The sequence below is a fragment of the Caballeronia sp. LZ033 genome (genome assembly GCF_031451265.1).
GTDB lineage: Bacteria > Pseudomonadota > Gammaproteobacteria > Burkholderiales > Burkholderiaceae > Caballeronia.
Genome location: NZ_JARUXQ010000001.1, coordinates 1,072,521 through 1,097,445, shown reverse-complemented (window position 1 = coordinate 1,097,445; position 24,925 = coordinate 1,072,521). Strand labels below are relative to the sequence as shown.

25 protein-coding genes and 1 tRNA gene are annotated in these 24,925 nt (G+C 65.2%); 9 read left to right on the top strand and 17 right to left on the bottom strand.

Annotated features, from left to right (window positions below; genetic code table 11):
• Nucleotides 1-88: 88 nt before the first annotated feature.
• Nucleotides 89-1,504, bottom strand: a complete 1,416-nt coding sequence (glnA, locus tag QCE62_RS04935; protein WP_309915002.1) for a type I glutamate--ammonia ligase — start codon at nucleotides 1,502-1,504, stop codon at nucleotides 89-91.
• Between the two features lie 361 nt (nucleotides 1,505-1,865).
• Here glnA and QCE62_RS04930 point away from each other — a divergent pair, with 361 nt between their 5' ends.
• Nucleotides 1,866-2,330, top strand: a complete 465-nt coding sequence (locus QCE62_RS04930; protein WP_309914999.1) for a rhodanese-like domain-containing protein — start codon at nucleotides 1,866-1,868, stop codon at nucleotides 2,328-2,330.
• Nucleotides 2,331-2,380: 50 nt separating this feature from the next.
• On the opposite strand, the gene QCE62_RS04925 is transcribed toward QCE62_RS04930, so the two are convergent.
• From QCE62_RS04925 to hrpA, 6 genes are all read right to left on the bottom strand, one after another.
• The gene (locus QCE62_RS04925) at nucleotides 2,381-3,079 is read right to left on the bottom strand and encodes a copper homeostasis protein CutC (RefSeq protein ID WP_309914995.1); all 699 of its coding nucleotides are present in this window, start codon (nucleotides 3,077-3,079) and stop codon (nucleotides 2,381-2,383) included.
• Nucleotides 3,076-3,894: a molybdopterin-binding protein gene (locus QCE62_RS04920; RefSeq protein WP_309914991.1), complete on the bottom strand. Its 819-nt coding sequence runs from the start codon at nucleotides 3,892-3,894 to the stop codon at nucleotides 3,076-3,078. The genes QCE62_RS04925 and QCE62_RS04920 overlap by 4 nt, the downstream gene beginning before the upstream one ends.
• 19 nt (nucleotides 3,895-3,913) lie before the next feature.
• Nucleotides 3,914-4,774, bottom strand: a complete 861-nt coding sequence (locus QCE62_RS04915; protein ID WP_309914988.1) for an EI24 domain-containing protein — start codon at nucleotides 4,772-4,774, stop codon at nucleotides 3,914-3,916.
• An 80-nt stretch (nucleotides 4,775-4,854) separates the two neighbouring features.
• Entirely contained in the window at nucleotides 4,855-5,865 is a 1,011-nt protein-coding gene (locus QCE62_RS04910) for a sterol desaturase family protein (protein WP_309914985.1), read from the bottom strand.
• Nucleotides 5,866-5,956: 91 nt separating this feature from the next.
• Nucleotides 5,957-6,982, bottom strand: coding sequence for a beta-propeller fold lactonase family protein (locus tag QCE62_RS04905; RefSeq protein ID WP_309914982.1), 1,026 nt, complete (start codon nucleotides 6,980-6,982; stop codon nucleotides 5,957-5,959).
• A gap of 139 nt (nucleotides 6,983-7,121) precedes the next feature.
• Nucleotides 7,122-10,946 (bottom strand): ATP-dependent RNA helicase HrpA, encoded by a 3,825-nt coding sequence (gene hrpA, locus QCE62_RS04900; RefSeq protein WP_309914979.1) that lies wholly within the window; start codon nucleotides 10,944-10,946, stop codon nucleotides 7,122-7,124.
• Between hrpA and QCE62_RS04895 the strand changes: the two genes are divergently transcribed.
• The 4 genes from QCE62_RS04895 to proP all read left to right on the top strand — a co-directional run bounded on the left by QCE62_RS04895 (nucleotide 10,896) and on the right by proP (nucleotide 15,908).
• Nucleotides 10,896-11,393 carry a hypothetical protein gene (locus QCE62_RS04895; protein WP_309914976.1) on the top strand — a complete coding sequence of 166 codons (498 nt, stop codon included), beginning with the start codon at nucleotides 10,896-10,898 and terminating at the stop codon, nucleotides 11,391-11,393. The genes hrpA and QCE62_RS04895 overlap by 51 nt on opposite strands.
• A 607-nt stretch (nucleotides 11,394-12,000) precedes the next feature.
• Nucleotides 12,001-13,383 (top strand): amino-acid N-acetyltransferase, encoded by a 1,383-nt coding sequence (gene argA, locus QCE62_RS04890; RefSeq protein ID WP_309914973.1) that lies wholly within the window; start codon nucleotides 12,001-12,003, stop codon nucleotides 13,381-13,383.
• 61 nt (nucleotides 13,384-13,444) lie between these two features.
• On the top strand, nucleotides 13,445-13,717 hold the full coding sequence (locus QCE62_RS04885) for an oxidative damage protection protein (RefSeq protein ID WP_309914970.1): 273 nt from the start codon (nucleotides 13,445-13,447) through the stop codon (nucleotides 13,715-13,717).
• Between the two features lie 715 nt (nucleotides 13,718-14,432).
• Nucleotides 14,433-15,908: a glycine betaine/L-proline transporter ProP gene (gene proP / locus QCE62_RS04880; RefSeq protein ID WP_309914967.1), complete on the top strand. Its 1,476-nt coding sequence runs from the start codon at nucleotides 14,433-14,435 to the stop codon at nucleotides 15,906-15,908.
• A 66-nt stretch (nucleotides 15,909-15,974) separates the two neighbouring features.
• On the opposite strand, the gene QCE62_RS04875 is transcribed toward proP, so the two are convergent.
• Entirely contained in the window at nucleotides 15,975-16,433 is a 459-nt protein-coding gene (locus QCE62_RS04875) for a metallophosphoesterase family protein (RefSeq protein WP_309914964.1), read from the bottom strand.
• Between the two features lie 160 nt (nucleotides 16,434-16,593).
• Between QCE62_RS04875 and QCE62_RS04870 the strand changes: the two genes are divergently transcribed.
• Nucleotides 16,594-16,678 (top strand) — tRNA-Leu (locus tag QCE62_RS04870).
• Between the two features lie 114 nt (nucleotides 16,679-16,792).
• Here the strand turns inward: QCE62_RS04870 and QCE62_RS04865 are convergent.
• From QCE62_RS04865 to QCE62_RS04850, 4 genes are all read right to left on the bottom strand, one after another.
• Entirely contained in the window at nucleotides 16,793-17,209 is a 417-nt protein-coding gene (locus QCE62_RS04865) for a type II toxin-antitoxin system HicB family antitoxin (RefSeq protein ID WP_309914962.1), read from the bottom strand.
• A gap of 159 nt (nucleotides 17,210-17,368) precedes the next feature.
• On the bottom strand, nucleotides 17,369-18,856 hold the full coding sequence (locus QCE62_RS04860) for a hypothetical protein (protein ID WP_309914960.1): 1,488 nt from the start codon (nucleotides 18,854-18,856) through the stop codon (nucleotides 17,369-17,371).
• 185 nt (nucleotides 18,857-19,041) lie between these two features.
• Nucleotides 19,042-19,266, bottom strand: coding sequence for a hypothetical protein (locus QCE62_RS04855; RefSeq protein ID WP_309914957.1), 225 nt, complete (start codon nucleotides 19,264-19,266; stop codon nucleotides 19,042-19,044).
• 123 nt (nucleotides 19,267-19,389) lie between these two features.
• Nucleotides 19,390-19,680 (bottom strand): hypothetical protein, encoded by a 291-nt coding sequence (locus QCE62_RS04850; protein ID WP_309914955.1) that lies wholly within the window; start codon nucleotides 19,678-19,680, stop codon nucleotides 19,390-19,392.
• Nucleotides 19,681-19,902: 222 nt separating this feature from the next.
• Between QCE62_RS04850 and QCE62_RS04845 the strand changes: the two genes are divergently transcribed.
• The 3 genes from QCE62_RS04845 to QCE62_RS04835 all read left to right on the top strand — a co-directional run bounded on the left by QCE62_RS04845 (nucleotide 19,903) and on the right by QCE62_RS04835 (nucleotide 22,452).
• Entirely contained in the window at nucleotides 19,903-20,265 is a 363-nt protein-coding gene (locus QCE62_RS04845; RefSeq protein ID WP_309914952.1) for a hypothetical protein, read from the top strand.
• A 61-nt stretch (nucleotides 20,266-20,326) separates the two neighbouring features.
• A complete protein-coding gene (locus QCE62_RS04840; protein WP_309914949.1) occupies nucleotides 20,327-21,127 on the top strand; it encodes a phosphodiesterase in 801 nt (266 codons plus the stop codon).
• A 65-nt stretch (nucleotides 21,128-21,192) separates the two neighbouring features.
• The gene (locus tag QCE62_RS04835; protein WP_309914945.1) at nucleotides 21,193-22,452 is read left to right on the top strand and encodes an MFS transporter; all 1,260 of its coding nucleotides are present in this window, start codon (nucleotides 21,193-21,195) and stop codon (nucleotides 22,450-22,452) included.
• Nucleotides 22,453-22,459: 7 nt separating this feature from the next.
• On the opposite strand, the gene QCE62_RS04830 is transcribed toward QCE62_RS04835, so the two are convergent.
• From QCE62_RS04830 to QCE62_RS04810, 5 genes are all read right to left on the bottom strand, one after another.
• Nucleotides 22,460-22,900, bottom strand: a complete 441-nt coding sequence (locus QCE62_RS04830) for a response regulator (RefSeq protein WP_309914943.1) — start codon at nucleotides 22,898-22,900, stop codon at nucleotides 22,460-22,462.
• A 90-nt stretch (nucleotides 22,901-22,990) separates the two neighbouring features.
• Nucleotides 22,991-23,623: a response regulator transcription factor gene (locus tag QCE62_RS04825; protein ID WP_309807885.1), complete on the bottom strand. Its 633-nt coding sequence runs from the start codon at nucleotides 23,621-23,623 to the stop codon at nucleotides 22,991-22,993.
• Between the two features lie 136 nt (nucleotides 23,624-23,759).
• Nucleotides 23,760-24,335, bottom strand: coding sequence for a ferritin-like domain-containing protein (locus QCE62_RS04820; RefSeq protein ID WP_309914940.1), 576 nt, complete (start codon nucleotides 24,333-24,335; stop codon nucleotides 23,760-23,762).
• Between the two features lie 182 nt (nucleotides 24,336-24,517).
• The gene (locus QCE62_RS04815; RefSeq protein ID WP_309914936.1) at nucleotides 24,518-24,679 is read right to left on the bottom strand and encodes a DUF1328 family protein; all 162 of its coding nucleotides are present in this window, start codon (nucleotides 24,677-24,679) and stop codon (nucleotides 24,518-24,520) included.
• A gap of 62 nt (nucleotides 24,680-24,741) precedes the next feature.
• A complete protein-coding gene (locus tag QCE62_RS04810) occupies nucleotides 24,742-24,918 on the bottom strand; it encodes a DUF1328 domain-containing protein (protein WP_309807883.1) in 177 nt (58 codons plus the stop codon).
• Nucleotides 24,919-24,925 lie beyond the last annotated feature (7 nt).

Here is a 24,925-nt window from a genome sequence, read left to right as displayed (position 1 = left end):
GGACGGCGCGCCGTCCCTTCGTGTCATCGCATCGCATGTGCCGCGCGCTTCGCCGGACTATCAGGAGAGAAGCGCGCTGCCGTCATGCTTACAGCGAGTAGTACATCTCGAACTCGATCGGATGCACCGCCTGACGATAACGCTGCAGCTCGTTCGTCTTCAGTTCGATGTAGGCGTCGAGCATCGAATCCGTGAACACGCCGCCGCGCGTCAGGAACTCGCGATCCGCGTCGAGCGCATCGAGTGCCTGGTCGAGGCCCGCGCACACGGTCGGGATCTTCTTGTCTTCTTCCGGCGGCAGGTCGTACAGATTCTTGTCCGCGGCTTCGCCCGGATGAATCTTGTTCTGCACGCCGTCGAGACCGGCCATCATCAGTGCCGAGAAGCACAGGTACGGATTCGCGAGCGGATCCGGGAAGCGCGTTTCGATACGGCGGCCCTTCGGGTTGCTCACGTGCGGAATACGGATCGATGCCGAACGGTTGCGAGCCGAGTAAGCCAGCTTGACCGGCGCTTCGAAGTGCGGCACGAGACGCTTGTACGAGTTCGTACCCGGGTTCGTGATCGCGTTCAGCGCGCGGGCGTGCTTGATGATGCCGCCGATGTAGAACAGCGCGAATTCCGACAGACCGGCGTAGCCGTTGCCCGCGAACAGGTTCTGGCCGTCCTTCCAGATGGACTGGTGAACGTGCATGCCCGAACCGTTGTCGCCGACGACCGGCTTCGGCATGAACGTGGCCGTCTTGCCGTACGTGTGCGCGACGTTGTGGATGATGTACTTCATCTGCTGCAGCCAGTCCGCGCGCTGAACCAGCGTCGAGAACTTGGTGCCGATTTCGTTCTGGCCCTGGCCCGCCACTTCGTGGTGGTGCACTTCGACCGGAATGCCGATCTGCTCGAGCAGCAGACACATTTCCGAGCGAATGTCCTGGAACGTGTCGACCGGCGCGACCGGGAAGTAGCCGCCCTTGGTGCCCGGACGGTGGCCCGTGTTGCCGCCTTCGAATTCCTTGGCTGACGACCACGGCGCTTCTTCCGAGCCGATCTTGACGAAGGTGCCCGACTGGTCCGTGTTCCACTGGACGCTGTCGAAAATGAAGAATTCCGGCTCCGGACCGAAGTAGGCGGTGTCGCCCAGGCCCGAGCTCTTGAGATAGGCTTCCGCGCGCTTCGCGAGCGAACGCGGGTCGCGTTCGTAGCCCTTGCCGTCGGCGGGCTCGACGACGTCGCAGCTCAGTACGAGCGTCGCTTCTTCGAAGAACGGGTCGATGAAGGCGGTGTTCGCGTCCGGCACGAGCAGCATGTCCGATGCCTCGATGCCCTTCCAGCCGGCGATGGACGAACCGTCGAAAGCGTGGCCGCTTTCAAACTTGTCTTCGTCGAATGCCGAGACCGGCACGGAAACGTGCTGTTCTTTGCCGCGCGTGTCGGTGAAACGGAAGTCGACGAACTTGACGTCCTCGTCCTTGACGAGTTGCATGACGTCGGCCACGGATTTACTCATTACCTATCTCCTGATTAACAAAAGTCGGCGAATCGCTCCGCCGCCCCGACCAATCCTGTACATCAATTCAATCGAGGATGAAAAAGCAGCTTCCGTGCCAAGCGCACCAACTTTGCGCTAAGCGCCTGAAGCGGCGCGCATTTTTAGTGACACGACCGAGGGGTTCACGATGACCTCGCAGCCGCTCTGCATACTTCACGCACACAGATGGTGCGCAACCGCATGACCGGTCTGAAATATGATCATTTATGGTGCATAGACGCGAGGTTGCACCACTCTGAACCATTTTCCGCAACGACGCCGGCAGCGCTGTTACGTTCGCTAGAATCATTGTTTGCGTTCGACCGGAGACAAACACGCCATGAGCACGCTGGAACAACTTTTTGATCAGGCGGGACGCCGCGCCGCCGACAACCAACTGACCTACGCGGGCGCCTTCTCGCCCGCCGAGGCATTCGAACTGCTGCAACTCGATCCGGCCGTGCGGCTCGTCGACGTCCGCACCCGCGCCGAGCTCGACTGGGTGGGCCGCCCGGCCATCGACGGCGCGCAGTACGCGCATATCGAATGGATCCGCTATCCCGGCTCGGTGCCGAACGCTGAGTTTATCGAACAATTGCGACAGGTCGCCACCCCGGATACGACAGTGATTTTCCTGTGCCGCAGCGCGGCGCGCTCCAAGCTTGCGGCCGTCACCGCGCAGAAACAGGGGTTTGCGAAGGCCTATGACCTGCTGGAAGGCTTCGAGGGCGACAAGGACGCGAACGGGCACCGCAAGACGATGGGCGGGTGGTGCTTCCGGGGATTGCCGTGGATTGGGGCTTGAGCTGTCATTTATTTACGGTATGACGCGGATCGAACCGCTTCGCACCGCGCTCAGGAAGCCAGCCCGTCCAGTAACGCCCGCACGCGCCTGACCCTGGCTTCATCGACCGGCGCCAATGCCTGTCCGCCGACGCGCACGCCCGAACCCAGATGCACGGCGCGCACGCCCGTCGATGCCACGAAGGGCGCGACAGTCTCCACACCGAGTCCAGCGCCCGCCAGCACCGTACAGTGCGATCCGTCCGCCATGCCGACCAGTCTTGCGATTGTCGCTGCGGCATCGAGCACCGATGCCTTGCCGCCCGACGTCAGCACGTTCGTGACCGTACCGAAGGCCGAGAGCTTTTCGAAAGCCGCGAACAGGTTGCGTGCTTCATCGAACGCGCGATGGAACGTCAGCGGCAGCTTTCCCGCCGCCTCCGCCACGCGCGCCAATCCTTCCGTATCGATACAACCGTCCGCCCGCAGCATCCCGACCACGAGCGCATGCGCACCCGTCTTCGCGATCGCACGCGCCTCGCGCAGCATCACGCTGTAATCGTCGGCATCGTAGACGAACGAGCGGCTATGCGGCCGCACCATCACGTTCACCGGAATCGCCACCGCTTCCACGATCGCCTCCACCAGCCCGATGCCCGGCGTCAGGCCGCCCTCGCCCATCGCCGTGACCAGTTCGATCCGGTCCGCGCCGCCGCGCTCGGCGGCGCGCGCGTCAGCCACCGTCGTCGCGATGACTTCCAGCACCGTCACTTCGCCTGCTCCGGCGGCACTTCCACGATCTCGCCGCCCAGCGCCCGCACGCCCTCGCGCAGGACGTCGAACGCCGCATTCGCCTGCTGCGGATCGCCCTTCACGCCCAGATCGATATGCGACCGCGCGTACAGCGCACCGCGCGCCGCATCGCCGACGCTCGGCAGGCTGAACGCGCGCACGCCTTCGAAGTCGCGTTCGATCGCCACCATCAGCGGCGTGATGCGCGACTCCGGCAGGCCAAACACCAGCAGCGAACGCTCGACATGCGGCACCGCGTGATGCAGGTGGGCGTAACGGTTGTCGAGCACCCACTCGATCATCGGCCAGGCCATCACCGGAAAGCCCGGCACGAAATGATGATCGCCGACCGAAAAGCCCGGGATCTTGTTGTAGCTGTTCGGGATGATGGCCGCGCCCTGCGGAAACGTGCCCATGTTCAGGCGATGCAGGTTCTCGGGCGAATCGAGCTCCACCGGCTTGCCCGCCTGTTCCGCGGTATCGCGGATGCGCGCGCGGATCAGTTCCGCCGCCTCCGGCTGCAGTTCGAGCGGACGCCCGAGCGCTTCGGCCGCGCACTGGCGGGTGTGATCGTCGGGCGTCGCGCCGATGCCGCCCGTCGAGAACACGATGTCGCCGGACGCAAAAGTGCGCTTGAGCGTCGCCGTGATGCGCGCCGGATCGTCGCCGACATATTCGGCCCAGTCCAGCGACAGCCCGCGTGCGCCCAGCAATTCGATGATTTTCGGCAGATGCTTGTCGGTACGTCGGCCCGACAGGATTTCATCGCCGATGATGATGACGCCAATGCCCATGGGAACCCCCTTTATCGCTTCATTGTTCCTTCACGGAAACTTCACGGGACTCGACCGTGATCGCCGGATACTGCGGCTCCCCGGCGCGCAGGCGCTCCAGCGCGTGCAGGCAGTAGTGCGCGAACCACAGCGCCGAGAACACCAGGATGAATGCATACGCCCAGATCGTCACCGCCGCGACCACCGGGAACAGCGGCAGCAGCCAGACGGACCAGGCCCAGAGCATCGTCGGGACGGAACTGAACAGGCCGCTCACAATGCCGATCGCCAGCAGCGGCCAGCGCCCGTCCCGCACGATCGCGCGGCGTTCCTCGATGCTCGCATGCAGCGCAAGCGCGTCGTAAGTCATCACGCGATACGTCAGCCAGCCCCACAGCAGCGGCGGAATCAGCGCGAAGAACGGCGGAATCAGCCACAGCGGCAGCGTGACGGCGAGCAGCACGAGACAGACCAGGGTGGTCACCACCGAATGCCCGAGACTCCCGTACCACGAACCGCCGCGCCGCTCTTCCAGCGACGAATAATGTCCGCGTGGCCGGCGCGTGAGCAGCTTGACGACGCCCGGCATGGAGAGCGTCGCGATCAGCAGCAGCACCGTCACGACGATCAGCGGGATCGTCATGATGACGACCAGGAACGGCGCGATGACCGCATGCAGCGACGAGAAGCCGACTGCGTCGAACAGCCGGTACATCGCGGAGGTGAGCGCCCAGCCTTCGAGCCAGCCGTTGGCGGCGCCGGTGAGCGTCTGCCAGAAGAACCACAGCAGGCCACCCCACACCACCGTCGCGACGCCGAAAGGCATCAGTGTGAGCCACAGCATGCGCGGATGGAAGACGTTCGCCACCGCGCGCACGAACGAACGCAGCAAGTCATTCATGCGTGATCGTCAGGGAAAAGTAGAAACAACAGGATAAACCAGCGCCGCTTGCGGGCGCTGGTATGGGAGAGGCGGACAGGTCAGATGGTGGCGGAATCGGACGCGCGGCCGCGGCGGCTCGAAAGACGCGCGCCGATGCGCTTGAACGCGAGCCAGTGCTGTTCGAAGAAGCCGTCGCCGTAATGCACGGGCATCACGCCCGGCGCGCCGAGCTGGTCGCGGATGCCGGTCGGCTCGACGGTGCGGTCGAACGACGCCGAGCGGAACAGGATGTCCCAGAACGAGAACAGGACGCCGAAGTTGCAGCCGTAAGTAGTGCCTTCGTGGCCGTAGCCGATCGCATGATGACGCCGGTGAAACGCCGGGCTGACGACGATACGCTCGCCCAACCAGCCGAAATGCAGGCGGATGTTGGCGTGCTGCACGCTCTGCATGAAATTGGTGATGGCGACGAGCACGACGAACTGCGAGGGCTCCACGCCAATCACCAGCGCGACCAGCGCGAAGACGCTCGCTTGCAGGATGTCGTCGAGCAGATGATTGCGGTCGTCGCTCCACAGCGACATCTTCTGCTGGCTGTGATGCACGGCGTGCAGTTCCCACCAGATGCCGATGCGATGCTCCAGCCGGTGATACCAGTAGCCGGCGAAGTCGAGGATCAGCAGGTAGATGACGAAAGTGACGAGCGGCTGCGTGGTGACGCCCGGCCACAGATTGTCGATCTCGAGATTCGGTATGCCGTTCAGCCGCAGCCAGCTTTGCAGCGAGTCAAAGATCGGCTGGAAGGTGAAGAAGAAAAACAGGTTGAGGATGCCCAGCTTGACGATCCACGTGTACAGCACATCCACGCGCACGCCCTTGCGGTCTTGCCAGTTCTCTGCCGGACGGAAGGCCTCGAGCGGGCGCAGGACCGCGTACATCGCGAGCACTTCCAGCACGCCGACGATCACCCAGTACAGCGCATCGTAGGTGTCCTCGTCGTAGTCCATCATGCCGATCTTGAACAGCACCGGCTGGACTACGTCGACATACAGCAGCGTCTGCAGCGACGAAACGAAGGTGTCTAGCAGCGAAACGATGGAATGAAACATGATGCTCCGTGGTGCTGGCGGCGGCCCGGTGCGGCGGGCCATTCCTCAATCGTAGTACAGGGCGCGGCAAAGCGCCCTTTCACTCCGACGCCTACGCCCCGTTCGGCGCCGTGACGGGCGCGCGATTGTAGAAGTAGATGCCGTGCGGCGAACGTCCGACCTTGATGGTTTCGATCAGCTTACGGCTCGCCATGTCGATCACGCCGACATGCTTCGCAAAGCGGAACGTCACCCAGAGATACTTTTTGTCGGCGGAAAGTTCCATGTCGTCCGGGCCGGGCAGCAGGCCGGTGATGTCGCCGACATTCGTGAGCGAGTCCTCGTCGATGATGCTGATGGTGTTCGCCACGCGGTTCGACACCAGCACGTGCTTGCCGTCCACCATCGAACGGAAGTTGTGCGCTCCCTTGCCCGTCGTGATGGTCTTGACGATCTTCTGGTTGCGCCAGTCCACCACGGCAACATAATCCGCGCCCGTCATGCCGACCAGCAGGTATTTGTCGCCCGGCGTGAGCCAGACGCCGGCCGGCACCTTGCCGACCTTCATCTTCCATTTGACCGTCTGCGTGGGCAGGTCGATGGCCGCGATCTCGCCGGACACCTGCAGCGAGATGAACGCGGTCGCGCTGTCCTTCGTGAAGGCGATGTGGCTCGGCATGGTCGCAAGCGGCAGGCGCTTCGCCACCGAGAGGTTCTTGCCGTCGAAATGATAGATGTCGAGGCGGTCGAGGCGCAGGCCTGTCGACACGAACCACTTCTTGTCCGGCGAAAAGCCGATCTGGTACGGATCCTCGATGTCCTGCACCCAGCGCTGGAACGCGCCGGTTTTCGGGTCGACGAACATCAGGTTGTTCGACACCGAGTTCGCGACGATCAGCGACGCGTTGTCGGGCGTCACCATCAGATGGTGCGGTTCCTTGCCGGTCGGCACGGTGCCGACGACCTGGCGCGTGTTCTCGTCGATGAGACTGAGCGTGGCTTCGGCGGAATTCAGGACGATGACATTGTTGGCGAAGGCGGCGGTGGCGACGAGCGCTGCGCCGGTTGCGAGCACTGCACGCGCGGCGGCCGCGCGGAAGCGGCCGGACGGGCGGCCAGAACGGAAAAGATTGCGCATGAAAGATTGGCTTCGGAAGGCAGGCGTCATTGTAGAACGTTTGCCCCGGCCGGCACGTTGACCGAACGCGGCATTTTGCGAGATAACGGGCGCCGCCCGGCGCAACAATCCGGGCAGGGTCGAGCACACCACTTCGAATTCAGCGCTGCATCGACTCCCACACTTTGTGCAGTCGCTTGACGGACACGGGCATCGGCGTGCGCAACTCCTGCGCGAACAGCGACACGCGCAACTCCTCCAGCAGCCAGCGATATTCCGCGAGCCGCGCATCCGCCACGCCGCCGCGCTGCGACACCGCCCGCTGATAGTGCTGCGCGAGCGGCTGCAAGTCGGCGAATTGGCGCGCGTCGCGGGCGGGCTCGGCCTTGAGCTTGTCGACGCGCAGGCCGATCGCCTTCAGATAGCGCGGAAAGTGGGCAAGCTGCGCATAAGGCGTGTCGATCACGAAACGCTTGCCGATCAGCGCGGCCAGCTGCGCCTGGATGTCGGCATGAGCCTGCGCGAACGGTTTCGCCTGCGCGAGCTTTTTCGCGAGCGCGGCGTATTCGGTGAGGATCGTGCCGACCAGACGCGCAATCTCCTGCGCCAGCAGCGTGAGACGCCCTTTCGCGGCGTCGCGGCGGGCGTGGAAGCTGGCGTCGTCGTCGGGCAGCGGGTCTTGCAGGCACGCGCGATCCAGCGCCGTCCCGACAATCTGGTCGCGCAACTCGTCCGCCGTGCCGAGCGCCATGAAATGCAGCGACATCTCGCGCAGGCCCGGCAGGTTCTTCTCCAGATAGCGGATCGGCTCGCGCAGCTGCAACGCAAACAGCCGCCGCAGTCCGGCGCGATGAATCCGCGCCGCTTCCTCGGGCGAATCGAACACTTCGACATCGCAATGCGTGCCGCGATCCACCAGCGCCGGATAGCCGAACAGCGTCTGGCCGCGCCGACGGATTTCGAGCAGTTCGGGCAGCTTGCCGAAGTTCCAGGTGGTCAGGTTCTCGTACAGCGCGGTGCCGGCGCCCGTGCCGGTGCCGGCCGGCGGCGTCACGGGCGCGCCGGATTCGCCGGAGAGCGCGTCGAGCGCCTCGCTGGCGGCCGCCGAGGTCAGCTTCTGGAACTGCTGCTGCGCCTGGCCGCCGAGTTCCGCGCGCAACTGCGCGAGATTGCGGCCCATCGCGAGCTGACGGCCGTGCTCGTCGATGACCTTGAAGTTCATGAACAGATGCGCCGGCAGCGTCTCGAGCTTGAAGTCCGCGCTCTTGACGGCAACCTGCGTCTCTCCGCGGATATCCGCGATCAACGCCTCGACCAGCGCGCCCGCGCCGAACGCGGGTCCGGCGTGCCGCTGCGCGAAACCCGCCGCGTACTCCGGCAGCGGCACGACGTGCCGGCGCAGCTTCTGCGGCAGCGACTTCAGCAGCAGCTGCGCCTTCTCCTTGATCATCCCCGGCACGAGCCACTCGACGCGCCGCGCATCGACCTGATTCAGGCCGTAGAGCGGCACCGCGAGCGTGACGCCGTCGCGCGGCGAACCCGGCTCGAAGTGATAGGTCAGCGCCATCTCGATGCCCGACATCGTCATGCGCTTCGGGAACAGGTCCGTCGTGACGCCGGCGGCCTCGTGGCGCATCAGGTCGTCGCGCGACAGGAACAGCAGCTTCTCGTTGCCCGGCTTCTTCTGCTCGTCGCGATACCAGTGCTCGAAGGCCGCGCCGGTCCACATGCCTTCCGGCAGCGACGCATCGTAGAAGGCGTAGATCAGTTCGTCGTCGACCAGCACGTCCTGGCGGCGCGACTTGTGTTCGAGCTGCTCGATATCCGCCACCAGCTTGCGGTTGTGCGCGAAGAACGGCAGCCGCGTGTCGAACTCGCCCTCGACCAGTGCGCCGCGAATGAACAGCTCGCGCGCGTATTTCTGATCCTGCTGGCCGAAGCTCACGCGCCGCCGCGCATAGACCGTCAGGCCATAGAGCACCGCGCGCTCGAACGCGACGACCTGCGCGGCCTTTTTCTCCCAATGCGCGTCCGAGAGCGATTTCTTCAGCAGATGCCCGCCGACGGTTTCGAGCCATTCCGGCTCGATCTTCGCGATGGTGCGCGCGTACAGCCGGCTCGTCTCGACGAGTTCGCCCGCCATCACCCAGCGCCCCGCCTTCTTGAGCAGCGCCGAGCCCGGCCACAGATGGAACTTGATGCCGCGCGCGCCGAGATAATGCGGTTCGTCGTCGGCCTTCAGGCCTACATTGCCGAGCAACCCGGTCAGCAGCGACAGATGCACTTGTTCGAAGGTGGCGTCCGATTCGTTCAGACGCCAGCCGTGTTCGCGCACGACCGTGAGCAGTTGCGAATGCACATCGCGCCATTCGCGCAGGCGCAGGTGCGACAGGAACGCGGCACGACAGGCATCGGTGAGCTGGCGGTTCGACTTCTTGTGCGCGACCGCTTCCTCGAACCACTTCCAGATGCGCGTCCATTGCAGGAATTCGGAGCGCTCGTCGACGAACTGGCGGTGCGCCTGATCCGCCTGCTCCTGCGCCTCGATGGGCCGGTCGCGCGGGTCCTGCACCGAGAGCGCCGACGCGATGATCAGCACCTCCTTCAGCGCGTGATGATCGCGCGCGGCGAGGATCATCCGGCCGACGCGCGGATCGAGCGGCAAACGCGCGAGCTCGCGGCCGAGCGGCGTGAGCGCGTTGTCGTCATCGACGGCGCCGAGTTCGTTCAGCAGCTGATAGCCGTCGGCGATCGCGCGTCCCGGCGGCGGCTCGATGAACGGGAAGGTTTCGATCGCCGTGAGATGCAGCGATTTCATCCGCAGGATGACTGCCGCGAGCGACGAGCGCAGGATTTCGGGATCGGTGAAGCGCGGGCGCAACTGGTAGTCCGCTTCGTCGTAGAGACGGATGCACACGCCGTCCGCGACGCGGCCGCACCGCCCGGCGCGCTGGTTCGCCGCCGCCTGCGACACCGGCTCGATCTGCAACTGCTCCACCTTGTTGCGATACGAATAGCGCTTCACGCGCGCCATGCCGGTATCGACCACATAGCGGATGCCCGGCACCGTCAGCGAGGTTTCGGCGACGTTGGTGGCGAGCACGATACGCCGCGCGTTCGACGGCCGGAACACCCGTTCCTGCTCCTGCGCGGAGAGCCGCGCGAACAGCGGCAGGATTTCGGTGTGCGGCGGATGATGCTTTCGCAAGGCCTCGGCGGCGTCGCGGATTTCGCGCTCGCCGGGGAGGAACACGAGCACATCGCCGGGGCCCACGCGGCAGAGTTCATCGACGGCATCGACGATGGCTTCCATCAGGTCGCGGTCGCTCTTGCGGTCGTTGCGCTCGCCGCGCTTGGGCAAGGTGCCCTGCGCGGATTTCACCGCGACGCTGTCTTCCTCGATCGGCCGATAGCGCACTTCCACCGGATACAGACGGCCGCTCACCTCGATCACCGGCGCCGGATGCTCGTCGCTGCCGAAGTGGCGCGCGAAGCGTTGGGCGTCGATGGTCGCGGACGTGACGATCAGCTTCAGGTCCGGGCGCCTCGGCAGGATCTCTTTCAGATAGCCGAGCAGGAAGTCGATGTTGAGGCTGCGCTCGTGGGCCTCGTCGATGATGATCGTGTCGTAGGCCGTGAGCAGCGGATCGGTTTGCGTCTCGGCGAGCAGAATGCCGTCGGTCATCAGCTTGACGGAGGCGCCGGGCGCGAGATTGTCCGTGAAGCGCACCTTGTAGCCGACCACCTCGCCGAACGGCGTGCCCAGTTCCTCGGCGATGCGCCGTCCGGTCGCCGATGCCGCGATCCGCCGCGGCTGCGTATGACCGATCAGGCCGCTGCCGCCCGCGCCCAGCCCGCGCCCGAGCGCGAGGCAGATCTTGGGCAACTGCGTGGTCTTGCCGGAGCCGGTTTCGCCGCTGACGATCACGACCTGATGGCCGGCGATCGCGCGGGCGATTTCCTCGCGCCGGCCGGAAACGGGCAAAGCTTCCGGGAAGGTGATGGGCGGAACGGGGTTGGGGGTGATGGCCTGTCGCGGCGGGCGGGGGGCGCGGGGCTCGCGGGATTGAGCGGCTTCGCGCGCCGGGCGTGGCTCACGCGGTTGAGCAGGTCCGCGTGGTTCGCGAGTTTGATTCGGGTCGCGGGGTTCGGCGGGCTTGCGGTGTTCGCGGGCTTGAAGCGGCTCGCGCGATTCCACGGCTTCGCGAGTTTGACGCGGCTCACGTTGTCCGGCGGTTTCGCGGCGTTCGCGGGCTTGACGCTGCTCACGTACGTCGACGGCCTCGAGCGGTTCGCGGGTTTGACCCGGCTCGCGTGGTTCGGCGCCTTCACGCTGTCGGCGAACCTGACGCGCCTCGCGCGATTCCGCGCCCTCACGTTCGCGCACGTGACCGGCGCGGCGGCCGCCACCGACCTCGCCGGCTTCCATTGAAGACGCTGCGCCCCGGCGTTCGACGCGCGGCGCAGCGGGCTTCGTCTCGACTGACCGACCCGTCTCCCGCCGTTCAGTCTGCGGCGTACGCTCGCGGCCATCCGGCCGCGCCGCTTGCGGCTCGCCCACGCGTTCACCCTGCGCAGGCTGCCGCTGCGAAGCGTCTCCCAAACTGGAAGGCCGCGACGTCGGCGCGACTTTGGCCTGCATCGGCTGACGCGGCGCCTGCACCCCTTGCGGGTTCCGCGAATCCTGCGTGGACTGCGGCCGAACAACCGCGGCCTGCTTCTGCGCCCCCGTAACCGCCGCCTCACGCGGCGCGTTCCCCCGCTCCGGTCCCTCCGGTCTCTTTGGCTGCTGCGCGCCCGCCGTGCCGGCAAAACGCCGCGCGGCCAGTTCCTTCTTGCTCAGCGTCGCGGCATCGCCGGAGGGATCCGACGCTTCCTGCGCGTCACGCCGCAGACTTTCCCGCAGTTGCCGCAACTGCGCCAGGGGATCGGTGGAGGAGTCGGCGGACCGGGACGTGTCTGCCTGCTTGGGACTTGAAGGGCGCGCGGGACGCGAGGGACGAGAAACATTCGACATAGCGTCGCATTATAATCCCGGGATGAATTCTCAAACCGACCTCACGATGACTGCTCAAGCCGCATCGCCACTGGCCGCGGCCGAGCCGGAAGCGCCCGATCCCCATGCCCAGTTCGTCGACTGGATGCGCTCCGTCGCGCCGTATATCCACGCGTTCCGGAACAAGACGTTCGTCGTGGCGTTCGGCGGGGAACTGGTGCAGGAAGGACGCCTGAATGCGCTCGTGCAGGACGTCGGCCTGCTTCACGCGATGGGCATCCACGTCGTGCTGGTACACGGCTCGCGCCCGCAGCTCGACGAACAGCTGAGCCTGCACGGCGTCGAATCGTCGTTCTCGCACGGCCTGCGCATCACCGACGCCCGCGCGCTCGAATCCGCCAAGGAAGCCGCCGGCGAAGTGCGCCTCGACATCGAGGCCGCGATCAGCCAGGGCCTGCCCAACACGCCGATGGCGCACGCGCACATCAGCGTCGTCTCGGGCAACTTCGTGACGGCGCGGCCAGTCGGCATTCTCGACGGCGTCGATTTCCAGCACACCGGCGTCGTACGCAAGATCGACGGCGATTCCGTACGCCAGTCGCTCGCCAGCAACAAGCTCGTGCTGCTCTCCCCGCTCGGCTTCTCGCCTACCGGCGAAGCCTTCAATCTGTCGATGGAAGACGTCGCCTCGGCCGCCGCCATCGCGTTGCGCGCCGACAAGATCATCTTCGTCACGGAGATTCCCGGCCTCGCCGACGCGGAAGGCGAACTGGTGCGCGAAATGTCGCTCGACGACGCCTATCGCCTGCAGGAAAGCGGCGAATTGCAGGGCGATACCGCGTTCTATCTGAAGCACACGATCCGCGCCTGCCGCGGCGGCGTGGCGCGCGGCCACATCATTCCGTACGCGCTCGATGGCAGCGTGCTGCTCGAATTGTTCCTGCACGACGGCGTCGGCACCATGATCTCGTACGAGAATCTCGAGAGCCTGCGCGAGGCCACGCCGGACGACGTCGGCGGCATTCTCACGCTGATCGAACCGCTCGAGTCCGACGGCACGCTGGTGCGCCGCGGCCGCCATCAGATAGAACGCGACATCGACCATTTCTCGGTCATCGAGCACGATGGCGTGCTGTTCGGCTGCGCGGCGCTGTATCCCTACACGCAGGAGCGCATCGGCGAGATGGCCTGCCTGACGGTCGCGCCCGAAGCGCAAGGTTCCGGCGACGGCGAGCGGCTCCTGAAACGCATCGAGCAGCGCGCCCGCGCGCGCGGCCTCACGCGCATCTTCGTCCTGACGACGCGCACCGAGCACTGGTTCCTGAAGCGTGGCTTCGTCAAGGTCACCGTCGACGATCTGCCGGAGGACCGCCGCCGCCTTTACAACTGGCAGCGCAAGTCGCTCGTGCTGATGAAACAGCTTTGAAGAACCGATTCGAGAGGCGCGGGACGGCGCCTCTACCCCCGATACAGAGGAGAAAGACACAATGGCCCGAATGATTCAATGCGCGAAGCTCGGCAAGGAAGCCGAAGGACTGGACTTCCCGCCGCTGCCGGGCGAACTCGGCAAGCGCATCTACGAAACGATTTCCAAGGAAGCCTGGCAGGGCTGGCTCAAGCAGCAGACGATGCTCATCAACGAGAATCGCCTGAACATGGCCGATCCGCGCGCGCGCCAGTATCTGATCAAGCAGACAGAAAAGTACTTCTTCGGCGAAGGCGCCGATACCGCGACCGGCTACGTGCCGCCGCAAGGCTGAACCGGAGCATCATCCGTTCGGCGAAAAACCGGCCTTGGGCCGGTTTTTCATTGCCCGCGAAACCCGCGAAATTGATCCGGACGGTACACCCAAGCACACTACGACGACTTCGCGCTATCCCAGACGGGATAAGGGATTGCGGGCCGCCAAGGGCCTTCGCCCGCCGGGCCTGTTTGCAGATCGTCTGTCATCGTGATAACATCTCCTTCTTATCAACAGCAATTCACCATCATTCACGCGGTGCAAGTCCAGCATCATGATGTCGGACACAGCGCGGTAGTGACTGTTTTTCATACAAAGAGGCGCGTCGGTTTTTAAGCTGCTTTGCCAGATGAACCAGATGGACTTGTTGGTTCAGCAAAACACGCCGGCCTTTTTCGTCTCAAGCTGTTTTTTCGCCGACGTCGCGGCCCACCCGCGGCAACCCAGTCACGTCGCCGGGGTTGACCGTCCGCACGTCAAACTCGTTGCGTTACCCCCGAGTGCAATTTCGCGACCCACCGCGATGCACCGGCACCGCGTTTGCTACTGATTTGTCAGCGTCCGCTCCATTCGACGCTGCGCGGAGCCATTGGCGATCGTTTCCCGCTGCCCTGCATGGCGGCGCCGTCGCGAAACTGCACTCTCCCGGCAATTCGCGCCACCGAAGCTTTTCGATGGCGCACCCGAAGCCACTCTCCGGAGTGCTCGGGATCGAATACGGAGTTTTCGAAACATGTCATCCCATCACGAGGGCCTTTGGCGCAAACGCGATTCATCGAGCCAGAAATCCGACCTCACTCTCGACGACATCACGATCGTCGACCAGTCCCTGCTGAAGCGCGCCGTCGGCGCCATGGCCATCGGTAACGCGATGGAGTGGTTCGACTTCGGTGTGTATAGCTATATCGCCGTGACGCTCGGCAAGGTGTTCTTCCCGTCGAGCAGTCCGGCCGCGCAGCTGCTCGCGACCTTCGGCACGTTCGCGGCCGCGTTCCTGGTGCGGCCGATCGGCGGCATGGTGTTCGGCCCGCTCGGCGACCGCATTGGCCGCAAGCGTGTGCTCGCGATGACGATGATCATGATGGCCCTCGGCACGTTCGCGATCGGCCTGATTCCGAGCTATGACAGCATCGGCGTGATGGCGCCGGTGCTGCTGCTGGTCGCGCGCCTCGTGCAGGGCTTCTCGACGGGCGGCGAGTACGGCGGCGCGGCGACCTTCATCGCCGAGTTCTCGCCGGACAAGAAGCGCGGCTTCATGGCGAGTTTCCTCGAGTTCGGCACCCTGGTGGGCTATGTGCTGGGCGCGGGCGTCGTGGCGGTGCTGACGGCGGTGATGTCGGAGCACGCGCTGCTGTCGTGGGGCTGGCGCATTCCGTTCATGATCGCGGGACCGCTCGGTTTGATCGGCCTGTATATCCGGATGAAGCTGGAAGAGACTCCGGCGTTCCAGCGTGAAGCCGAGAAGGCGGAAGCCGTCTCGCACGAAACCACCAAGCAGCAGTTCCGCGAGACGCTGGTACAGCAATGGCGGCCGCTGCTGCAATGCGTGGGCCTCGTGCTGATCTTCAACGTGACCGACTACATGGCGCTCTCGTACCTGCCGAGCTATCTGTCCGCGACCCTCAAGTTCAACGAGACGCATGGCCTGTTCATCGTGCTCGTCGTGATGGTGCTGATGATGCCGCTGACCCTGCTGTTCGGCCGTCTGTCCGATGTCGTCGGCCGCAAGCCGGTGATGCTGGCGGGCTGTGTCGGCTTGCTGCTGCTGTCGATCCCGGCGCTCACGCTGATCCGCATGGGCACGATTCCGTCGATCTTCACCGGCATGATGATTCTCGGCGCGCTGCTCTCGACCTTCACGGGCGTGATGCCGTCGTCGCTGCCGGCGCTGTTCCCGACGAAGATCCGCTATGGCGCGCTCGCGATCGGCTTCAATGTGTCGGTGTCGCTGTTCGGCGGGACGACGCCGCTCGTCACCGCGTGGCTCGTCGACAAGACCGGCATGCTGATGATGCCCGCATACTATCTGATGGGCGCTTCGGTGATCGGCATCGTGTCGGTGATCGCGCTGCACGAATCAGCGAAGAAGCCGTTGAAGGGCTCGCCGCCGGCGGTCGCCTCGCACTCGGAAGCGCATGCGATCCTGCGCGGTCATCGCGAAGCGGGCGAAATGGACGATGCGTTCCCGGAAGGGACGGCGCGCGCCTGATCGAGGTTGTCGTAGTTTGAGTCTCCGCTAAGGCCGATGCTTCCCGCATCGGCCTTTTTCATGGCGCTATGGCGTAAGCGTGACGATGCGCGCGTCGGGCGCGCCGGCGTCGCTATTGATTTCCAGCAGCGCGAGCGTGATCGGCAGCTTGAAGCGGCGCGGTCCCGCGCTGCCCGGGTTCACGAACAGCGTGGCGCCGCGCCGCTCGATCAAGGGCTTGTGCGAATGTCCGGTGACGACGACATCGATACCCGCGAGCCGCTTCGGAACGTCCGCGATGTCGTGCACAACGTGGATCGACGCGCCGCCGAGTTCGATGCGCACATGCTCCGGCAGATGCGCGACGTCCGCGCCCGTATCGTTGTTGCCGCGCACGACGGTCAACGGCGCGAGCGGCGCCAGGCTGTCGAGGACGTCGCGCCGGCAGATGTCGCCGGCGTGGATGATGTGCGCGCAGCCGCGCAAGGCATCGAGCGCTTCGGGGCGCACGAGGTTGTGGGTATCGGAGATCAGGCCGATGCGCATGGTGCTCTCCTGACGTCGATGTCTTTCTGCCTTTGGGCTGATGGTGAGGTGTTTGTCGCATGAACGGTGCCGCCGATTATGCGCGACGGTGAAACCCGTGTCGAACCATGCGCGCGGGTTTTGGCCGATGCGGGCGCAATGGTAGAATCGCGTCCGCCCTGCCGGGGTGATGAAATTGGTAAACATAGCGGACTTAAAATCCGCCGCCTAACGGCTTGCCGGTTCAAGTCCGGTCCCCGGTACCAGGTCTTTGCAGCACCGCCCAAGTATGGCCAAGGGCTCCAGTCTCTCAATGCGAAGCGACAGCATCCGCGATCAGCGAACTTCGGCGCTTCAAGTACCTTTTCTTTTCGAAGACATCAAACAACTGCGATCACAAGTTGCTTCCCAAGGACTGAGAACGCATCGGCAATTGTGTCGATCTTGGTCGCATGATTCAGCAGCATGATCCGGTTGACGTCCTGTGGCCTCGTCTTGAGCCGACGCGCGAGTTCCGACGGCGTGACGCCCTGCGCAATCATCTCGTTCAGCAACAGGATTTTTGCCGAGACACTGGCCGTTAGCGCGATCGATTCCTCGCCGTTCTTCACCTTCGACGGCACTGGCACCGGGCGCTTGTCTTCCAGGTAGAAGTCCATCGCCGTCAGCAGCGCGTCGGCCGCCATTCCCCGCGCCTCCTCCAGGCTACTGCCTTGCGTGATCGCCTCCGGTATATCCCGGAACGTCACCACGAAGCCGCCCGTGTCTGGCTCGAACCGGGCTGGATAACGCAACATATCGCACTCCATTACGTGTGGTAGCTGAAAACGTCACTTGAGTTGTTGCGTCGTGACCTATCCGAATTGCTGGCGCAGGCGAACGCGAAAATGCGATTCTTCTGCTACTGGGTCAACGAGTCAGGCGACCGCATTCCCGACATCCAACTCGCCCCTCCTTCAAGCGCTCACGCTCTCCTCCACCCGCGCTGCCGCCGCGCCGCGCTCATCTACAGCCATGCCCGCCGCATCAAACGCGCGCTCCGCCGTTCCGGGCAGCGCACCCGCCCAGCCAGCACCGGCATCGATCCCCGCCGATGACGACCGCCAGCCCCTCGCTCCCCGCACCGCGACGCTCGCCGTGCTCGCGCACAGCGCAGCCGCGAACAGCACGCCCGCAAAAGACAAACAGTAGTTCGCGCCGATCAGATGCTTCTCGATTTCCATGAAGCCGTCCGCGAGCACGAGCACGTATTGCAGCGCGCCCCAAGCCGCGAAGAACAAGCCCGTCGCTGCTACCGCGCTGATCCGCCGTGCCTGCGCGAGGCACGTCACGACCAGCGCCGCACCCAGAATCAGCGTGTTCAGCCGATGCGCATACATCCGGGACCAGAGCCGGAACAGCGGCGCCTTCGCGAAACTCGGCGCGTCCCGCAGGCTCATCCCGAGGCCGGGCAACTCGATCTGGCTGCCCTTTTCGAGCACGTGCCAGGCCATCACCGGCAGAATGCCCGGATGCGCGAGCGCGACGCGCACCGTATCCAGATACGTCGCCTGCGCATCGCGCACGCATTGCATGCCGGCTTCGTCGTAACCCATGTTGCTGACGCACGCGGCAAGCACCGGCTTGTTGCCGATCGTCGCCACTTCGATGCCGTCGTGAGTCTTCAGGTCGCTGAGAATGCCGAAGTACAGCGCGTGATATTTGTTGATGTCGGTGTTGGGACCGAACACCGAAGGCAACAGCGCGATGACCGTCGCCAGCACGGCCGCGCAGGCCGTCGCGCGCCGTCCGAATGCGCTCGCGATGAACGGCGCGAGCACCAGCGGCAGCGCGAAATAAGCCGTCTTCGACAGCGCAATGAAGCATCCCAGCCCGAATGCGGCCAGCGCATGGCGACGCCGTCCGCGCGCGCGGAACATGAGAAGACAGGCGCCGAGCATCGGCAGGCCGACGATCATCGTCTGCTCTTCGAAGAACGAATTCAGGAACGCAATGAACGACGAAGACAGCGCGACCGGCGTAATCAGGATGAGATAGGCCCATGCGGCGCGATGGCCCGCATGACGCCGCAGCGCCATGAACAGCCACGTATAGGCCGCGGCATAGGCGAGACGTCCGGGTATGGAGCCCGCGATCACCGAATACGCCGACGCGCTCCCCGTCAGCGCGATGGAACTCAGAAGCTGGATGACCATCCAGATCTTGTGCGTGGAGAACGAGTAAAGATGCTCGACGCAGGGAGGATGCGAGCAGACCTGCCAGCTGTCCATCCAGACATGAAAATAGCGTTGCTGCCAGTCCGCCGAGCCCGCGTCCGGCACGTCGGTATTCCAGCCGAACGGCTTGTCGATCAGAAAGCCGAAGGTGCGCGCAAAGTCGCCGTTATCGGCCCATCCCGTGAACACATGCAGCATCGACACGGTCCACAACACGGCCAGGTACATCACAGCCGTCCATCTCCAGGCGACTAATCTCCGCACAGCCCCGAACATCGGTCGTTCTCGTTGTTTTTTGATGCGCGGATTTTACTGTTCTTAAGAAGCCACTAAAAAATTATTACGCGGGGTGTGGCGCGCGCGAAACGCGTCAGACGCGGAGTCCAGCGCGCGCGCAGAATCTGCCGCCGAAGTCACACTGCGTTGAGCAGCCGCTCGGCGTCCCTCACGGCATCGAACAGCGCTTCAATCGGCGTATCGCGATCGAACACGCACAGGTGCTCGATATCGAACGGCAGCGCCTCCACGCCGATGAAGCGCACCGTCCCGCTGAACGATTCGCGCGCCTTGCCGCGGCGTACCGACGCAATGTAGTTCGGCGTGACATACAGCGCCATTGGCAGGGTCAGGGACGTCATGGCGGCCTCCGCGGCTCGGTGATGCCGGCCGGCATCCGGTCGACGAGGCCAGTCTAGCGACGACCACGTCGGCGACGCACCCCGCATCATGCAGGGACGCGCACCCCGCTTTCGACCGCCTCCTTACACCGAATGTCCCAGCACGCGCGCCACATAGTGACGGCCCCAGGCCTCGCCATGCGCAAGCGCCTCGGCGACGGTCTCGAACGGACCATGATCGCCGGTCATCTCGCCGGAATCGTCGGCCACGCGGCTGCCGTAGACCGGTTGGCGGTCGAGGCGCGTGACGCGCACGCGGATCGCATAGCCTTCGGTCGGCGCGGCGTCGGCCTCCGCGCCATCGACGGCCGGGCGCGGCCGCGGCACGGCCTGCATGGCGAGCAAGTAGTCGCCGACTTCGATGTCCTTTTCCATGACGGTCGTCTCCATCGTGAGAAACGCAGTCTGAACGCGCCAGATACGCACGGGAAGCATGCTGTGCCGATTGTGCTACCGCATCGCGCGGCGAGACAAGCGGCCCGATCCGCCGCGATGCACTACAGTAATGCACGGCCGCGCCCATGTTATAAAGCTCCGCCCCGACTCTCATCACGCCCGGACGCCGCTGGCGGCGCCGGGCATCGACCGGATTCATCGATGAATCGCATGTCCTCCCTGCTGTTGCTGCTCGCCCTTCCGCTCGTCACGCTCGCCGGCTGCACGTCTTATTACAAGAACGTCGAAGCCTGCAAGGGGAAGATGCTCGCGGACTACCCCGACGCCGCCAGCGCGCCGCTCAAGATCACCGGCTCCAACGCCGCTTATCATGGTTCACGGGTGATCGTGCACGCGACCATCGACGACCGGAATTCGCCGCCCGCCGCCAGCAAGGCCAAGAAGGTGACGAACTACGCCGCGGCCGAATGCACGTTCACCGAGCAGTCGATGACGAACTTCCAGTGGCTGTTGCCCGCGAAGCTCGCCCCCAAGCCGCCGGCCGACGACGCCGACAGCGAGTAAGCTCACCGCAAGACCCCACCCCGCCCGCCCTGCTGCGCGGCCGCATCGAGGAGATCGAGCCATGCTGCTAGCCCAGATCACCGATCTGCACATCACGCCGCCGGGCACGCTCGCCTACGGCCGGGTCGATACGGCCGCCTGCCTGGCCCGCGCGATCGACGCCCTCAATGCGCTCGACCCGCGCCCCGATGCCGTGCTCATCACCGGCGATCTCGTCGATGCGGGCGGTCTCGACGAATACCGGCACTTGCGCACGTTGCTCGACCGCCTGGCGATGCCGTGGCATCCGATGGCCGGCAATCACGACGCACGCGACAACCTGCGCGCCGTCTTCGGCGACCGCCTGCCGCTTGCGGATCCCGCCGGCTTCATTCATTACGCATTCGATGTCGCCGAGGTGCGCGTGATCGCGCTCGATACGCTCGATCCCGGCCACGGTTCCGGACGGCTGTGCCCCGCCCGCCTGGCGTGGCTCGAAGCGCAACTCGACGCCTGCCCGGAGCGGCCCGTGCTGATGGGCATGCATCATCCGCCGTTCGCCTGCGGCATCGACTTCATGGACGAGATCCGGCTCGCCCCCGACGACAGCCGCGCGCTCGACGCGCTGCTGCGCCGCCATCCGAACGTGGAGCGCATCGTGTGCGGTCATGTGCATCGTGCGATCAGCGTGCGCTTCGGCGGCACGCTGGCGTGGTGCGCGCCGTCCACGGCGCACCAGGTCGCGCTGCAACTGAAGCCCGGCGCGCCGGAGGCGTTCGTCATGGAGCCGCCCGCCTTCGGCCTGCATCTGTGGCGCAAGGAGACGGGACTCGTCACGCACTGCATGAGCGTCGATCAGGGCGGCGGGCCGCAGCCGTTCTAGCCGCGGCGAGCGGCATGCGCGGGGCTTGAGTATCATCGGCGGCTGGCTTCCCGCGCCCGCCCGTCATGTCGACTTCGCCACCGCACTCTCACGATTCATCCTATTCGCGCGCCACGCTGTGGCTGCTCGCGACCATTGCCGGCGTTTCGGTCGCCAACATCTATTTCAATCAGCCGCTGCTCGACGACTTCCGCGCCGCGTTTCCGCGCAGCGCGTGGCTGATCGGCGCGGTGCCGGCCGCGACCCAGCTCGGCTACGCGCTCGGCATGCTCGTGCTCGCACCGCTCGGCGACCGCTTCGACCGGCGTCTGCTGATCCTGCTGCAACTCGCGGCGCTCGGCGTCTCGCTCGTGGTCGCGTGCTTCGCCGGCACGCTTGCCGTGCTGATTGCCGCAAGCCTCGCGATCGGCGTGGCATCGACCATCGCGCAACAGGCCGTGCCCTTCGCCGCCGAACTCGCGCCCGCCGCCGAGCGCGGCCACGCGGTCGGCACCGTGATGAGCGGCCTCCTGCTCGGCATCCTGCTCGCGCGCACCGTGTCGGGCTTCGTCGCGCAGTACTTCGGCTGGCGCGCGGTCTTTGGGGCGTCGGTGTTCGCGTGCGTCGCGCTGGCGGTCGTCGTGATCGCGCGCCTGCCGCGCAGCCGTCCCACCTCGACGCTCTCCTACAGCAAGCTGCTCGGCTCGATGTGGCATCTGACAAGGGAAAGCCCCGCGCTGCGCGAGGCGGCGCTCACCGGCGGCGCGCTGTTCGCCGCGTTCAGCATGTTCTGGTCGGTGCTCACGCTGCTGCTGGCCGGCGAGCCGTTCCACATGGGACCGCAGGCGGCCGGCCTGTTCGGCATCGTCGGCGCGGCGGGCGCGCTGGCGGCGCCGCTCGCGGGCAAGTCGGCCGACCGGCGCGGACCGCGCGCCGTGATCTCGCTGTGCATCGGGCTGACCGCGCTGTCGTTCGTCGTGTTCGCGGTGTCGGGACGCAGCATCATCGGGCTGGTGATCGGCGTGATCGTGCTCGATGTCGGCGTGCAGGCCGCGCAGATCTCGAACCAGTCACGCATCTATGCGCTCAAGCCCGCAGCGCGCAGCCGCGTCAACACCGTCTACATGGTGGCGTACTTCATCGGCGGCTCGCTGGGTTCCGCGCTCGCGTCGCTCGCCTGGCATACGCTCGGCTGGATCGGCGTCTGTCTCGCCGGACTCGCGGCCACCGGCCTCGCGGGGCTGAGTCACTGGCGCAGGCGTGGCAGCGCACCGGAGGGTCAGCAGGAAACACCGAAGGGTCAGCAGGAAAGGTCAGAGGGTCCAGCGGACAGTCGCCCGCAATGAACACGCTTCAGCCGCGTTCGCGCGCGTAGTCATGCAGCGCGTCGAGCACGCGGTCGAATTCGAGTGATTTGTCGAAGAAGCGATCCACGCCGTAATGCAGGCATCGTTCGCGATACGCGGGCAGCGCGTGATTGGTCAGCACCGCGACGAAGGCGTCCTGCAGATAACCCGCGCCGGCCTGGCTGAGCCAAGCAAGCACGTCGATGCCCGACCCGCGCTTCAGCTGCAGGTCGACGATCACCGCGTCGAAGCGCTGCGCCGACAGCAGCGCGATGGCGTCCTCGGGCGCATCGGCGCAGGCGGCCACGCGCCACGGTCCGAGCGCATCGATGGCCTCCGTGAGGCTGCGCCGGATCAGCGGCGAATCCTCGATCAGCAGCACCGCGAGCGGCGTCTGATGCGGCGCTGCGTGGCGTGCCCGGTCGTCGGTGGTGATGTGATTGCCCACGTCGGGCGTCCTCCGGCTGAAATGCGCTGCACCCTGGGCACGAGCCGCGCGTTTGCTTCGCGCAGCGCCTGGATCCCGCATGCAGCGCCGCTATTCGATCAGGCCGTTCTTGATCGCGTAATACGTGAGGTCGGCATTGTTGGCCAGCCGCATTTTCTCCAGCACCCGCGCCCGGTAGGTACTCACGGTCTTGACCGAAAGATGCAGTTCCTGCGCGATTTCCGTCGGAATCTGGCCGCCCGCGAGCTTGCAGAAGATCTGGAATTCGCGCTCCGAGAGCAGTTCGTGCGGCCGTTCCGCGGCGGGCTTGTCGAGCTTGTCGGCCAGCGCGTCGGCGATGAACTCCGACAGGTAGCGATGCCCGCGCGCCACCGTGCGGATCGCCCGGACGATCTCGTCGGGCGCGGCGTCCTTGTTCAGATAACCGTTCGCGCCCGCCTTGAGCAGGTTGATCGCGTACTGGCTCTCCGGATAGCCCGACAGCATCAGCACGCCCTGCTCCGGCCGAATCTGCTTGATGACACGCAAGGTATCCACGCCGTTCTTGTCGGGCATGGCAATGTCGAGCAAGACGACATCGAACGCCTGCGCGCGCACGAGCGCGATGGCCTCGTCGCCGCTCGCGGCCTCGGCGGCAACTTCCATGTCGGGCTCGTCGGCGACGAACTGGCGAAAACCGCTGCGGACGATCGCGTGGTCGTCAGCTATGAGAACTCGAATCATGCGCGCCATCCGTGCTGCCGGACGCTCTGTGTGAAGGTGGAGGCTCATTGTACGCACGCCATGCACACGCGACGGCGCACACCGCGCCGGATGACCCATCCGGCACGGCGTGCAGCCAACGCGGGCATCGCCGGCATCAACCGTTGCGGCCTTCGAGCAGGTCCGCCATGTCGTCGGCGTGTTCTTCCTCGACGGCGAGAATATCCTCGAAGAGACGGCGCGTCGTGACGTCCTTGTCGCCGAGATAGCGAATGATCTCGCGATACGTGTCGATGGCGATCCGCTCGGCAATCAGGTTCTCGCGAATCATGTCGATCAGGTCCTTGCCTTCGCTGTACTGCGAGTGCGAGCGCGAGGCCAGGCCGTCAGGCGCGAAATTCGGCTCGCCGCCCAGTTGCACGATGCGCTCGGCGAGCGTATCGGCGTGTTCCTGTTCCTCGTTCGCGTGTTCGAGGAACTCCTGCGCGACGGCTTCCGAATGGATGCCCTTCGCCATGAAATAGTGGCGCTTGTAGCGCAGCACGCAGACGATCTCGGTGGCCAGCGAGTCGTTCAGCAGCTTCAGCACGGTCTCGCGATCGGCGCCGTAGCTTGCCGTGACGGGACCTTCGTCCATGTGCTGGCGCGCATCGGCGCGGATCTTGTCGAGGTCGAGCACGAACGGGTCGGACGACGCTTGGGGCGCAGCTTTGACAGCAGACGATTTGGACATGTGTTTCGCTCCTGTGAATGAGTTGAGGTGTCGATGGCTGGAGCAGGAAGGCCTTCTTCATGAAAGACCGCATAGCGCCCTGCTATCCAAACACATACGCCGATGCATGCTGCATGCCCGCTCCCCCGGATCCACCGGACGACGGTCGAAAACCCCGTCCGGGACGGCTGTCGGGCGGACCGTCAGGTCCGGAGGACGCCAAGCAGCAAGGTAACGACGAACACCACCAGAAAAATGAAGAACAGGATCTTGGCAATCTCCGCCGCACCCGCCGCGATGCCCGTGAAGCCGAACACGGCGGCGATGATCGCTATGACGAAGAAGACGGCTGCGTAGTGAAGCATGGGACCTCCTCGATGAACGGGTTCAACGTGACCGGGTTCAGCGGCTCAGGAAAGAAGCCCCGCTAGTCGACGACTTTTTTCGTGACTACAAACCCCAGCACCAGGAACACGACGCAGAGAATCAGGAACAACACAAATATGAACTTGGCGATGGCGGCAGCGCCGGCAGCGACGCCCGTGAAACCGAGCAAACCGGCAATCACGGCCACGATCGCGAAAAACAAGGCCCACTTCAGCATGATCGTT